The organism is Streptomyces sp. NPDC008163 (assembly GCF_042956885.1).
Classification (GTDB): Bacteria; Actinomycetota; Actinomycetes; order Streptomycetales; family Streptomycetaceae; genus Streptomyces; species Streptomyces drozdowiczii_A.
Window position 1 is genome coordinate 311621 of sequence record NZ_JBIBHG010000008.1, and the last position, 12884, is coordinate 324504.

A 12884-nucleotide genomic window follows, 5' to 3' on the forward strand; every position below is an offset into this window, starting at 1 on the left:
CGGCGTTCGGCTGTGACCCTGAGGTTACGCATCGTGCTCTCTCCTGGTGGAGGTTCTGGCATTTTCCATCGGTACATGCGGGTGGTTGGTGGAGAATGCCCCGCCGCGCGCGGCTTCTGACGTGCCGCTGAACCCCTGCGGCCCCGCCTGTTGACTGGAGCTATTCATCCGATCAAGATGTGAATAGAAAATTCACAGTCGCGAGGAGGCACCGCCATGTCAGGACCCCGCCCCGTACGGGCGCCGCGCGGTACGGAACTGACCGCCCTGGGATGGCAGCAGGAAGCCGCCCTGCGGATGCTCCAGAACAACCTCGACCCCGAGGTCGCCGAGCACCCCGACAAGCTCGTCGTCTACGGCGGCACCGGCAAGGCGGCCCGTGACTGGCGCTCCTTCGACGCGATGGTCCGTACGCTGCGCACGCTCAAGCAGGACGAGACGATGCTCGTCCAGTCCGGGCGGCCGGTCGGCGTCATGCAGACGCACGAGTGGGCGCCGCGCGTCCTGATCGCCAACTCCAACCTGGTCGGCGACTGGGCGAACTGGGAGGAGTTCCGCCGCCTGGAGGCGCTCGGGCTCACCATGTACGGCCAGATGACCGCCGGTTCCTGGATCTACATCGGCACCCAGGGCATCCTCCAGGGCACGTACGAGACCTTCGCCGCCGTCGCCGCGAAGAAGTTCGGCGGCTCGCTCGCCGGCACGATCACCCTGACCGCCGGGCTCGGCGGGATGGGCGGCGCCCAGCCGCTCGCCGTGACCATGAACGACGGCGTCGCGATCTGCGTCGACTGCGACCCGCGCGCCATCGAGCGCCGCATCGAGCACCGCTACCTGGATGTGAAGGCCGATTCCCCGGAGCACGCGCTCCAGCTCGCCGTCGAGGCCCGCGACGCCCGCCGTCCGCTCTCGATCGGACTCCTCGGCAACGCGGCGGAGCTGCTGCCCCGGATGCTCGCCGAGGGCGCCCCCATCGACATCGTCACCGACCAGACCAGCGCGCACGACCCGCTGGCCTACCTCCCGGTCGGCGTCGACTTCGACGACATGGCCTCGTACGCCGCCGAGAAGCCCGCCGACTTCACCAGCCGCGCCCGCGAGTCGATGGCCCGGCACGTCGAGGCGATGGTGGGCTTCATGGACGCCGGTGCGGAGGTCTTCGACTACGGCAACTCGATCCGGGGCGAGGCCCAGCTCGCCGGGTACGAGCGCGCCTTCGACTTCCCCGGCTTCGTCCCCGCCTACATCCGGCCGCTGTTCTGCGAGGGGAAGGGCCCGTTCCGCTGGGCCGCGCTGTCCGGCGAGGCGTCCGACATCCACAAGACGGACAAGGCGCTGCTCGAACTCTTCCCGGAGAACGAGTCCCTGCACCGCTGGATCAGGATGGCCGGCGAGCGCGTCCACTTCCAGGGCCTGCCCGCCCGCATCTGCTGGCTCGGCTACGGCGAACGCGACCGGGCCGGCGAGCGCTTCAACGACATGGTGGCGAGCGGCGAGCTCGCGGCGCCGCTGGCGATCGGGCGCGACCACCTGGACTGCGGGTCCGTGGCCTCCCCGTACCGCGAGACCGAGGCCATGCTCGACGGCTCCGACGCGATCGCCGACTGGCCGCTGCTGAACGCCATGGTCAACGTGGCGTCCGGCGCGTCCTGGGTCTCCCTCCACCACGGCGGCGGCGTCGGCATGGGCCGGTCCATCCACGCCGGACAGGTGACCGTCGCCGACGGCACGCCGCTGGCCGGCGAGAAGATCCGGCGGGTCCTGACGAACGACCCGGGCATGGGGGTGATCCGGCACGTGGTCGCCGGGTACGACATCGCGGACGCGGTGGCTTCGGACAAGGGTGTGCGGGTGCCTATGCGGGAGGGCGACGCGTGACCGGCCCGGATGCGCCGGAGGGCGGTGCGGGGCCTTCCCGGGGTGCGGGTTCCGTTGCGCCCATGCGTTCCGCCCTGCGGAACGCCTGCCCACCACAGGCATCCTTCCAGGCCATGTGGGCCGAGCTTGCGCCCATCGGGCGGCACACCGGCAGCGGGGGATACCGGCGGTACGCGTGGACCGGAGCCGATGCCGATTGCCGGGACTGGTTCCGGGCGCAGGCCGAGGCGCGGGGGCTGGCCGTCGAGACCGACCGGAACGGCAACCAGTGGGCGTGGCTCGGCGACCCGCTCGCCGGGGACGCCGTCGTCACCGGGTCGCACCTCGACTCCGTCCCCGACGGCGGCGCCTTCGACGGCCCGCTCGGCGTCGTCTCCTCGTTCGCCGCGCTCGATGAACTCCGCCGCAGGGGAGTGGAGTTCACCAAGCCGCTGGCCATCACCAACTTCGGTGACGAGGAGGGCGCCCGGTTCGGCCTCGCCTGCGTCGGCTCCCGGCTCGCCGCCGGGCAGCTGACCGCCGAGGCCGCGCACCGGCTGCGCGACGCGGACGGCGTCACCCTCCCGCAGGCCATGGCCGCCGCCGGGTACGACCCCGACGCCATCGGCCCCGACCCCGAACGGCTCGCCCGCGTCGGCGCGTTCGTGGAGCTCCACGTCGAGCAGGGCCGCGCCCTCGACCTCACCGGCGACCCCGTCGGCATCGCCTCCGCGATCTGGCCGCACGGGCGCTGGCGGTTCGACTTCCGGGGCGAGGCCAACCACGCGGGCACCACCCGGCTCGCCGACCGCCGGGACCCGATGCTCACGTACGCCGAGACCGTCATCGCCGCCCGGCGGGAGGCGGAACTCGCGGGCGCCCTCGCCACCTTCGGCAAGGTCGCCGTGGAGCCCAACGGGGTCAACGCGATCCCGTCCCTCGTGCGCGGCTGGCTCGACTCGCGCGCCGCCGACCAGGACACCCTGGACACGGTCGTCGCCGCCGTCGAGCGCGCCGCCCGGGAGCACGCGGAGCGGGCCGGCATCGACCTCGACGTCGTCCGCGAGTCGTTCACGCCCGTGGTCGAGTTCGGGCACGCCCTGCGCGACGAGCTGTCCACCCTGCTCAAGGGCTCCGCCCGCGGCACCGGCCGCCCGGTCCCCGTGCTCGGCACCGGCGCCGGACACGACGCGGGTATTTTGTCCGCTTCGGTCCCGACCGCCATGCTGTTCGTACGGAACCCGACCGGGATCTCGCACTCGCCGGCCGAACACGCCGCCGAGGACGACTGCGTGGCCGGGGTCACCGCACTCGCCGACGTACTGGAAGGTCTCGCGTGCCGCTGACGACGGAGGCGACGGGCACACCCGTCACCGAGACGTACTGGCTGTCCCACGCCTGGCTCGGCACCCATGTCGAGCCGGACGTCGCCCTGGACGTGTCCGACGGGCGCATCGCCCGCGTACGCACCGGAGTGGACGCGGCCCCGCCCGGCGCCACCGCGCTGCGCGGGCTCACCCTGCCCGGCCTGGCCAACACCCACTCGCACGCCTTCCACCGCGCCCTGCGCTCCACGGTCCAGGTCGGCTCGGGCACCTTCTGGACCTGGCGCGAGACCATGTACCAGGTGGCGTCCCGGCTCACGCCCGACAGCTATTACGCGCTCGCCCGTGCCGTGTACGCGGAGATGGCCCTCGCCGGCGTGACGGCGGTCGGCGAATTCCACTATCTGCACCACGCGCCGGGCGGCACGCCCTACGACAACCCCAACGCCATGGGCGAGGCCCTGATCGCGGCTGCCCGCGCGGCCGGCATCCGGATCACCCTGCTCGACACCGCCTACCTCTCCGCCGGATTCGGCTCCGGGCCCGACGACTACCGCGAACCCGACCGCCACCAGGCGCGCTTCAGCGACGGGACCGCCGACGCCTGGGCCGAACGCGCCGCCCTCCTCAAGGGCGACGACCACACGGTCATCGGCGCCGCCGTCCACTCCGTGCGGGCGGTCCCGGCCGGGCAGCTCTCCACCGTCGCCCGCTGGGCCGAGGAGCGGCAGGCCCCCCTGCACGTCCACCTCTCCGAGCAGACCGGCGAGAACGACGCCTGCCTCGCCGCCCACGGACGCACCCCGGCCAGGCTCCTCGCCGACCACGGCGTCCTCGGACTCCGTACCACCGGCGTCCACAACACCCACCTCACCGACGAGGACATCGCCCTCATCGGCTCGACGGGCACCGGCACCTGCATGTGCCCGACCACCGAACGGGACCTCGCCGACGGCATCGGCCCCGCGGCCGCCCTCCAGGACGCCGGCTCCCCGCTCTCGCTCGGCAGCGACAGCCACGCGGTGATCGACCTCTTCGAGGAGGCCCGCGCGATGGAGCTCAACGAGCGCCTGCGCACCCGCAGGCGCGGCCACTGGACGGCCGCCGCCCTGCTGCGCGCCGCCTCCGCCGACGGCCACGCCGCGCTCGGCCGGCCGGACGCGGGCGTCCTCGAACCGGGCGCCCCCGCCGACCTGGTGACCATCGCGCTCGACTCCGTCAGGACGGCGGGACCGGTGCCACGACTGGCAGCGGAGACCGCCGTATTCGCCGCCTCCGCAGCGGACGTCCGCCACACCGTGGTGGCGGGGCGCCACCTCGTACGCGACGGACGGCACACGCTGGTGGACGACGTCCCGCACGCACTGTCCCAGGCCATCGGCGCGCTGCGGCCCTGAGCGGCAGGACACCCCCTGGCGGCCACCCGGCGGCCACCCCCCGGCTCCCACGCAAGGAGAGCAGCCCCCCGATGACGACGACCGCCATCACCCACATCTCCGCACTGGTCACCAACGACCCCTCCCTCGGTGACGAGTCCCCCCTCGGACTGATCCAGGACGCCGCCGTCGTCATCGAGGGCGACCGCGTCGTCTGGACCGGTGCGTCCAGCAAAGCACCCGCCACCGACAACGCCGTCGACGCGGGCGGCCGGGCCGTCTTCCCCGGCTTCGTGGACTCGCACTCGCACCTGGTCTTCGCGGGCGACCGCACCCAGGAGTTCAACGCCCGGATGTCCGGCCGGGCCTACAGCGCGGGCGGCATCCGCACCACCGTCGCCGCCACCCGCGCCGCCACCGACGAACAGCTCTCCGCCAACGTCGCCCGCTACCTCGCCGAGGCGCTGCGTCAGGGCACCACCACCTTCGAGACCAAGTCCGGCTACGGCCTCACCGTCGAGGACGAGGCCCGCGCCCTGCGCGTCGCCGCCCGCCACACCGACGAGGTCACCTTCCTCGGCGCGCACATCGTCTCCCCGGACTACGCCGACGACCCCGCCGGATACGTGGACCTGGTCACCGGACCGATGCTCGACGCCTGCGCCCCGTACGCCCGCTGGATCGACGTCTTCTGCGAGCGCGGTGCCTTCGACGGCGACCAGGCGCGGGCGATCCTCACCGCCGGCCGCGCCCGGGGCCTGCACCCCCGGGTCCACGCCAACCAGCTCGGCCACGGCCCCGGCGTCCAGCTGGCCGTGGAGCTGGACGCCGCGTCCGCCGACCACTGCACCCACCTCACCGACGCGGACGTCGACGCCCTCGCCCAGTCGGACACCGTCGCGACGCTGCTGCCCGGCGCCGAGTTCTCCACCCGCGCCCCCTGGCCGGACGCCCGCCGGCTGCTCGACGCGGGCGCCACCGTCGCCCTGTCCACGGACTGCAACCCGGGCTCCTCGTTCACCTCGTCCCTGCCGTTCTGCATCGCCCTCGCCGTACGGGACATGGGCATGACGCCGGACGAGGCCCTCTGGGCCGCCACGGCGGGCGGTGCGGCGGCCCTGCGGCGCGAGGACGTCGGCCGCCTCGCCCCGGGCGCCCGCGCCGACCTGGTGATCCTGGACGCGCCCAGCCACGTCCACCTCGCGTACCGGCCGGGCGTGCCCCTCGTCCACGAGGTGTGGCGGGCGGGCGCACGCGTGGTCTGAGCCGGGCGGCGCCCCGGAACGCGGAAGGACCTGCCCCGTCGGGGGCAGGTCCTTTCCGGCTGTCCGCGCACCGGGCGCGGGAGACGGCTCACTCGTCCAGCGTCAGACCCTTGCGGAGCTTGACCAGGGTGCGCGAGAGCAGTCTCGACACGTGCATCTGGGAGATGCCCAGCTCCTCGCCGATCTCCGACTGCGTCATGTTGGCGACGAACCGGAGCGAGAGGATCTGGCGGTCGCGGCCCGGCAGCGAGGCGATGAGCGGCTTCAGGGACTCGACGTACTCGATGCCTTCGAGTCCGTGGTCCTCGTAGCCGATCCGGTCGGCCAGCGCGCCCTCGTGCTCGTCCTCCTCGGGCTTGGCGTCGAGCGAGCTCGCGGTGTACGCGTTGCTCGCGGCCATGCCCTCCACGACCTCGTCACGGGTGAGGCCGAGGCGGTCGGCGAGCTCGCCCACGGTGGGCGCCCGGTCGAGCTGCTGGGCGAGCTCGTCGCCCGCCTTGGCCAGGTCGAGCCGCAGCTCCTGCAGGCGGCGCGGGACGCGCACGAACCAGCTGGTGTCGCGGAAGAAACGCTTGATCTCGCCGACGATGGTCGGCATCGCGAAGGTCGGGAACTCGACGCCCCGGCTGAGCTCGAAGCGGTCGATCGCCTTGATCAGGCCGATCGTGCCGACCTGGACGATGTCCTCCATCGGCTCGCTGCGGGAGCGGAAGCGGGACGCGGCGAACTTGACCAGGGCCAGGTTCAGCTCGACGAGGGTGTTGCGTACGTAGGAGTACTCCGGCGTGCCCTCTTCGAGGGTCTCCAGCCGGGTGAAGAGCGTCTTCGACAGGGCCCTGGCGTCCACAGCCCCCACCTCGGTGTAGGGCGGGATCTCGGGAAGTCCTTCGAGTCCGTCGAGCGCTTCGGTGTGTGATTCGGTCTGTCCCTGGGGACATGCCGACGGCGCGTTGGGGGTACGCGGTACGTCGAGCCGGGGTGACATGTGGTCTCCTCCATCGTTCTCGGCATATGGCTGCCGATGCCCATACGTGTTCCTGCGGTGAAGCGGCGCCTCCGAAGCCGGTCGCGTTTTTTGGGGTCCCCCTACCCTTACCCGCTCCCCCTGACTCGGTACAACCTCCAAATACCCCTTTATGTCCGCTTTGTTGAGGTCTCTGGCTTCCCCGTGGCGCAGGGAACGCGTACTGTTCCGAGAACATCAGTGACAGCTGGACACGCATCCGCACGTGCGGTGATGCGGACAGTGACGAGCGGTGAAGAGGGACGGGCATGGACCGCGGGACGGTCGGCAGTGCGAACCGGGGTCGGCTTCAGGTCGAGGTCCGGACCGAGGGGCGCAGCGAGGTGGTGACGCCCGTGGGTGAGCTCGATCACCACACGGCGGATCTGCTGCGCGAGCCGCTGGAGAGCGCGGTCGACCAGGGGCGTGCGCGCCTGGTGGTCGACTGCTCGCGACTCGACTTCTGTGATTCCACCGGGCTGAACGTGCTGCTCGGTGCCCGCCTCAAGGCGGAGGCAGCCGGGGGAGGGGTTCATTTGGCCGCGATGCAGCCCGTGGTGGCGCGGGTCTTCGAGATCACGGGGGCCGAGGCGGTATTCACCGTCCACGCGTCCCTCGACGAGGCCCTGGAGACCTGACCGGGCCGCGCCCGGTGACCCCCGGCGGCCTCGTCCGTCGTGTGAGTTACGCGATCCGCGAAGCGCTGAGGGGTGTCGTCGCGGTTCGGCCGGGCAGGAGATCTTCCGGCGAGCCCGGGCGGCCTGGCCCTCAGTGCCTGTGCGGTTCCTGTATCAGTGTCCGTATCGGTATGCGCGTCGGTATGTGTAGTCGTAACTGTTCAATGATTCTTATCTGTCCAATGGCGACATGGTGAATCGGTGAGGTGAAGCGCTGATGAGCACCACCCGGCAGCATCCGCCGGGCGACCTCGGCCGCGAGCCGGAGGGCGCGGGCGTTTCCTCCGCCGAGCCCGTCCGGCCCGCCGAGGCCGCCGAGCGGCAGTGGCGCACGCTGTCGTTGCGGGAGGCCACCGGCATCGTGCCGACGGCCCGTGATTTCGCCCGCGAGGCGCTCCGCGACTGGGGCTGGCTCCCCGCGGACGGCGCAGACCGCCGCGCCGCCGCGGAGGACGTCCTGCTGGTCGTCTCCGAGCTGGTCACCAACGCGTGCCTGCACGCGGGCGGCCCCGACGAGCTCAGGATCGCCCGCAGCGCCAAGGCGCTCCGCGTGGAGGTCGCCGACAGCGGTGCGGGCCAGCCCCAGCCCCGCACCCCGCACCGGGCCGGGCGGCCCGGCGGCCACGGCATGTTCATCGTGCAGCGGCTCTGCCTGGACTGGGGAGTCGAACGGGTGCCGGGCGAGCCCGGCAAGACCGTATGGGCGGAGCTGGCCGCTCCGGCGTAACGGCGTCCCGAGGCCCGAGGCGTACGGAAGGGGCCCCGCACCGGCGAATCGGTGCGGGGCCCCTTCCCGTTTTCCGTACGGGATACGGAATCAGTGCACGTCGCCCATGTGCTGGGCGACCTTCTTGCGATACATCCAGATGCCCACACCGGCGATGAGGGCGAGGATCACCTCGAAGACGACGGACCCCGTGGTGTTCAGGTCGACGCCGACGGGCGGGGCCGTGAGCAGCCCGGTCAGCGAGTCGCCGGCGGTCACGGCGAGGAACCACACGCCCATCATCTGCGAGCTGTACTTCGCCGGGGCCATCTTCGTGGTGACCGACAGGCCGACCGGCGAGAGGCACAGCTCCGCGACGGTCTGGATGAAGTAGATCGCCACCAGCCACATCGGGCTGACCTTGCCCCCGTTGGCGGCGGTGTCGATCAGCGGGATCAGGAAGACCGCGAAGGAGATGCCGATCAGCACGAGGCTGGAGGCGAACTTGACGGCGGTGCTCGGCTCCTTGCCGCGCTTGTTCAGCCACAGCCAGCCCGAGGCGACCACGGGGGCGATCGCCATGATGAAGATCGGGTTCAGCGACTGGTACCAGGACGTCGGGAAGTCGAAGCCCAGCAGGTGGTTCGTGGTCGAGTTCTCACCGAAGATCGACAGGGTCGAGCCGTTCTGGTCGTAGATCATCCAGAAGACGGCGGCGACCACGAAGAACCAGATGTAGCCCGACAGCTTGGACTGCTCGGTCGCCGTCAGCTCCTTGTCGCGCCGCATGCGCGCCAGGACCGCGACCGGGATGACCAGGCCGGCGATGCTCAGCGGCACCGTGGACCAGTCGGCGAAGTTGCCGGTGACGGCCATCAGGCCGTAGACGACGGCCGCGACGATCAGCCAGATCAGGCCCTTGCGCAGGGCGGACTGCTTCTCCTGCTCGGTGGCGGGCGTCGACACGACGTCGCTCTGCGGGCTCAGGTGGCGGGTGCCGAGCATGAACTGGGCGAGGCCCAGGGCCATGCCGAGCGCCGCGAGCGCGAAGCCGAAGTGCCAGTTGACGTTCTCGCCGACGGTGCCGATCGACAGCGGGGCGAGGAAGGCGCCCACGTTGATGCCGATGTAGAAGAGCGTGAAGCCTCCGTCGCGGCGCGGGTCCTCCGGGCCGTCGTAGAGGTGGCCGACCATCGTGGAGATGTTGGCCTTCAGCAGCCCGGAACCGAGCGCCACGAGCACCAGGCCCGCGAAGAAGGTCACCGAGTTCGGCACGGCGAGCGTGATGTGGCCGAGGATGACGACGGCGCCGCCGATGGCGACCGTCTTGCGCGGCCCCCAGAAGCGGTCGGCCATCCAGCCGCCGGGCATGGCCAGCAGGTAGACCATCGCCATGTAGACCGAGTAGATCGCGGTCGCCGTGGTGGCGTTCATGTGCATGCCGCCGGGCGCGATCAGGTACAGCGGGAGCAGTGCCTTCATGCCGTAGAAGCTGTATCGCTCCCACATCTCGGTCATGAAGAGCGTGGCCAGGCCCCGGGGGTGGCCGAAGAAGGTCTTCTCGCCACCAGCGGTGCTCGACGGGTCCTTCGTCAGGCTGGACGCCATGATCGATCCTTGTGTGCTCGGGACGCGGCGCCTCGACGAAGCGGGTACGCGCCCGGTGGGGGGAGGCCGGCACCGCCACGGGTACGCCCTTCCGCGACGGGATCCACACCCGGAGCGCCTTCATCGGCGGTCCGGGCCCGGCCCGCAGGTCATTCACTGAAACTTCCGGGCCGGCGGGTACCGGCCCCGCACACAAAAGAGACCCTTGGCGCTCATAGCTGCCCAAAGGTCCTTGAGTAGTGCAATAGGCGTTGAGACACCATACGACACGACAGCGCCCGATATGAAAGGACTTGAGACATGGATCACAGGTCCAGGCGCAACCACACTCGCATATTCGAAGGTCCTACCGGTAACGGCGCCCAGTCCCGCAGGGCTCTCGGATCGCCTCCCTAGCTGTCCACCGCGCGGACTACCATCAGTGCATGACCCGTGTACTGCTCGCCGAGGACGACGCATCCATCTCGGAGCCGCTGGCCCGCGCCCTGCGGCGGGAGGGTTACGAGGTCGAGGTGCGGGAAGACGGACCGACCGCGCTCGACGCCGGACTCCAGGGCGGCATCGACCTGGTCGTGCTCGACCTGGGGCTGCCCGGGATGGACGGCCTCGAAGTCGCCCGCCGGCTGCGTGCCGAGGGTCACACCGTGCCGGTCCTGGTCCTCACCGCCCGCGCGGACGAGGTGGACACGGTCGTCGGGCTCGACGCGGGCGCCGACGATTACGTCACCAAGCCCTTCCGCCTCGCCGAGCTCCTCGCCCGGGTCCGGGCCCTGCTGCGGCGCGGCGCCACCGAGCCCGCCCCCCAGCCCGCCACGCACGGCGTCCGCATCGACGTGGAATCGCACCGGGCCTGGATGGGCGAGGAGGAATTGCAGCTCACCGCGAAGGAGTTCGACCTCCTCCGGGTCCTCGTCCGGGACGCGGGCCGGGTCGTCACCCGCGACCAGTTGATGCGCGAGGTCTGGGACACCACGTGGTGGTCGTCCACCAAGACGCTCGACATGCACATCTCCTGGCTCCGCAAGAAGCTCGGCGACGACGCGGCGAACCCGCGCTACATCGCCACGGTCCGGGGCGTCGGCTTCCGCTTCGAGAAGAGCTAGGGGCTGTAGCGTCCCTGCTGTCCGACCCGAGCCGACCGACGTACAGAAGCGGGCATGCGCCGACGACTGATCAACTCGACCCTCGCCGTCGTGCTCGTGGTGATCGCCGTCTTCGGCGTCTCCCTCGTCATCGTCGAGACCCGCACCATCAGCAGCAGCGCCCAGGAGAGCGTCGACTCCGAGGCGCTGCGGCTGATCAGCGTCATCGAGAGCCGGCTCCTGGGCTCCGAGCGGATCAACCCCTCGGTGCTGGCCGAGCAGATCGACGACAAGCGCTATGCCCTGGTGAAGATGCCCGGCCGCGCCCCCATCGAGGTCGGCCGGCGCCCCGACGGCAGTGTGATCACCGCCACGGAGACGGGCGAGCACGGCGAGACGGTCACCGTCGAGGAGTCCCGCTCCGCCGTCACCCGCGAGGTCGGCCGCACTCTGATGATCATCGGCGCGGTGGCGCTGCTGGCCATCGTCTCCGCAGTCCTGCTCGCCGTACGCCAGGCCGACAAGCTGGCCTCGCCGCTCACCGACCTCGCGGAGACCGCCGAACGCCTGGGCTCCGGCGACCCCCGCCCGCGCCACAAGCGGTACGGAGTGCCCGAGCTGGACCGTGTCGCCGATGTCCTGGACTCCTCCGCCGAGCGGATCGCCCGGATGCTCACCGCCGAACGCCGGCTCGCCGCGGACGCCTCCCATCAGCTGCGTACGCCGCTCACGGCCCTGTCCATGCGGATCGAGGAGATCTCGCTGACCGACGACCCGGAGACCGTGAAGGAGGAAGCGCACATCGCACTCGCCCAGGTCGAACGGCTCACGGACGTGGTGGAGCGGCTGCTGACCAATGCCCGGGACCCCCGGACCGGATCGGCGGTCGTCTTCGACCTGGACGAGGTCGTCAAGCAGCAGATCGAGGAGTGGCGCCCGGCCTACCGGGGCGAGGGGCGCGCCATCGTCTGCTCCGGCAAGCAGGGACTGAGTGCCGTCGGCACCCCGGGCGCGGTCGCCCAGGTCCTGGCCGCGCTGATCGAGAACTCCCTGATGCACGGCGGCGGTACGGTCGCGCTGCGCACGAGGGTCACCGGCAACCAGGCGGTCATCGAGGTCACGGACGAGGGCCCCGGCGTCCCGGCGGACCTGGGCGCCCGGATCTTCGAGCGGACCATCAGCGGCCGCAACTCCACGGGCATCGGCCTCGCGGTCGCCCGCGACCTCGCCGAGGCGGACGGCGGCCGCCTGGAACTCCTCCAGCAGCAGCCCCCGGTCTTCGCCCTCTTCCTGAGCCGCATGGCCCAGCCACGGGAAGAACCGGAACGCCCGGTGCGGTGAGGGTCGAGCCCGTCCGGCGACTGAGGACGAAGCGCCTGCCCGGACGCCCCGGGCCTACCGGCGAGCCGAGTCCGCCTCGTCCCGCACCGCGGGCACCCGCACCGCGGGCGCCGGCACCGTCACAAGGCCCCCTTTGTCGGCAACGCCCTCCGAAGGCGCGGGCAGAGCCTTGAAGACCCACGTCCGGTACGACCAGAAGCGGAACAGCGTCGCGACGCCGATCCCGACGATCTTGAAGACGTTGCTCTGGACCGGGGTGTCCCAGCCGAACCCGTACGTCGCCACGTACAGCACACCGGTCTCGATCACCGCGCCTACCGCGCTGAACAGCAGGAACAGCGTCAGCTCACGGGTGCGGCCGGTCTTGTCGCGGTCGCGGTACGTCCAGTAGCGGAAGCCCACGTAATTGCAGAGGATCGCGACGAACGTGGCGAGCAGTCCGGCCCGTACGGTCGGGATGTCGGTGTACCGCCACAGCAGGTTGGACACGGCGATGTTCACGACCAGGCCGACCGCGCCGACCACGCCGAACTTGGCGACCTCCCGGGCCAGCAGCTCCAGCCGGGCCCGCAGTGCGCCTCGCTCGCTCATGTGATCGCTCAGTCCGTCCGTAGGTCCCGCTCCGTGTTCCGTCAACCCGGCCA

The 12884-nt window shown here is 71.4% G+C and carries 11 protein-coding genes; 8 read left to right on the forward strand and 3 right to left on the reverse strand.

Annotated features, from left to right (window positions below; translation table 11 throughout):
- Nucleotides 1-216 precede the first annotated feature (216 nt).
- The 4 genes from hutU to hutI all read left to right on the forward strand — a co-directional run bounded on the left by hutU (nucleotide 217) and on the right by hutI (nucleotide 5823).
- The gene (hutU, locus tag ACFZAT_RS20090; RefSeq protein ID WP_391265561.1) at nucleotides 217-1878 is read left to right on the forward strand and encodes a urocanate hydratase; all 1662 of its coding nucleotides are present in this window, start codon (nucleotides 217-219) and stop codon (nucleotides 1876-1878) included.
- 62 nt (nucleotides 1879-1940) lie between these two features.
- Complete coding sequence (locus ACFZAT_RS20095) at nucleotides 1941-3203, forward strand: allantoate amidohydrolase (RefSeq protein ID WP_391265562.1); 1263 nt, start codon at nucleotides 1941-1943, stop codon at nucleotides 3201-3203.
- Complete coding sequence (locus ACFZAT_RS20100; RefSeq protein WP_391265563.1) at nucleotides 3194-4579, forward strand: formimidoylglutamate deiminase; 1386 nt, start codon at nucleotides 3194-3196, stop codon at nucleotides 4577-4579. Before ACFZAT_RS20095 ends, ACFZAT_RS20100 begins: the two co-directional genes overlap by 10 nt.
- Before the next feature lie 71 nt (nucleotides 4580-4650).
- Nucleotides 4651-5823, forward strand: coding sequence for an imidazolonepropionase (hutI, locus tag ACFZAT_RS20105; protein ID WP_391265564.1), 1173 nt, complete (start codon nucleotides 4651-4653; stop codon nucleotides 5821-5823).
- An 88-nt stretch (nucleotides 5824-5911) separates the two neighbouring features.
- Here hutI and ACFZAT_RS20110 read toward each other — a convergent pair whose 3' ends face one another.
- On the reverse strand, nucleotides 5912-6808 hold the full coding sequence (locus ACFZAT_RS20110; RefSeq protein WP_391265565.1) for a SigB/SigF/SigG family RNA polymerase sigma factor: 897 nt from the start codon (nucleotides 6806-6808) through the stop codon (nucleotides 5912-5914).
- A gap of 287 nt (nucleotides 6809-7095) precedes the next feature.
- On the opposite strand from ACFZAT_RS20110, the gene ACFZAT_RS20115 reads away from it, so the two are divergent.
- Together ACFZAT_RS20115 and ACFZAT_RS20120 are read left to right on the forward strand one after the other, a co-directional pair.
- The gene (locus ACFZAT_RS20115) at nucleotides 7096-7464 is read left to right on the forward strand and encodes an anti-sigma factor antagonist (RefSeq protein WP_391265566.1); all 369 of its coding nucleotides are present in this window, start codon (nucleotides 7096-7098) and stop codon (nucleotides 7462-7464) included.
- A gap of 256 nt (nucleotides 7465-7720) precedes the next feature.
- On the forward strand, nucleotides 7721-8230 hold the full coding sequence (locus tag ACFZAT_RS20120) for an ATP-binding protein (RefSeq protein ID WP_391265567.1): 510 nt from the start codon (nucleotides 7721-7723) through the stop codon (nucleotides 8228-8230).
- A gap of 90 nt (nucleotides 8231-8320) precedes the next feature.
- On the opposite strand, the gene ACFZAT_RS20125 is transcribed toward ACFZAT_RS20120, so the two are convergent.
- Nucleotides 8321-9817, reverse strand: a complete 1497-nt coding sequence (locus tag ACFZAT_RS20125; protein ID WP_391265568.1) for an oligopeptide:H+ symporter — start codon at nucleotides 9815-9817, stop codon at nucleotides 8321-8323.
- A 425-nt stretch (nucleotides 9818-10242) separates the two neighbouring features.
- Here ACFZAT_RS20125 and ACFZAT_RS20130 point away from each other — a divergent pair, with 425 nt between their 5' ends.
- Both ACFZAT_RS20130 and ACFZAT_RS20135 read left to right on the forward strand, forming a co-directional pair.
- The gene (locus ACFZAT_RS20130) at nucleotides 10243-10920 is read left to right on the forward strand and encodes a response regulator transcription factor (RefSeq protein WP_018104033.1); all 678 of its coding nucleotides are present in this window, start codon (nucleotides 10243-10245) and stop codon (nucleotides 10918-10920) included.
- 54 nt (nucleotides 10921-10974) lie between these two features.
- Complete coding sequence (locus tag ACFZAT_RS20135; RefSeq protein ID WP_391265569.1) at nucleotides 10975-12240, forward strand: ATP-binding protein; 1266 nt, start codon at nucleotides 10975-10977, stop codon at nucleotides 12238-12240.
- 54 nt (nucleotides 12241-12294) lie between these two features.
- Here ACFZAT_RS20135 and ACFZAT_RS20140 read toward each other — a convergent pair whose 3' ends face one another.
- A complete protein-coding gene (locus ACFZAT_RS20140; protein WP_391265571.1) occupies nucleotides 12295-12831 on the reverse strand; it encodes a GtrA family protein in 537 nt (178 codons plus the stop codon).
- Between the last annotated feature and the right edge of the window lie 53 nt (nucleotides 12832-12884).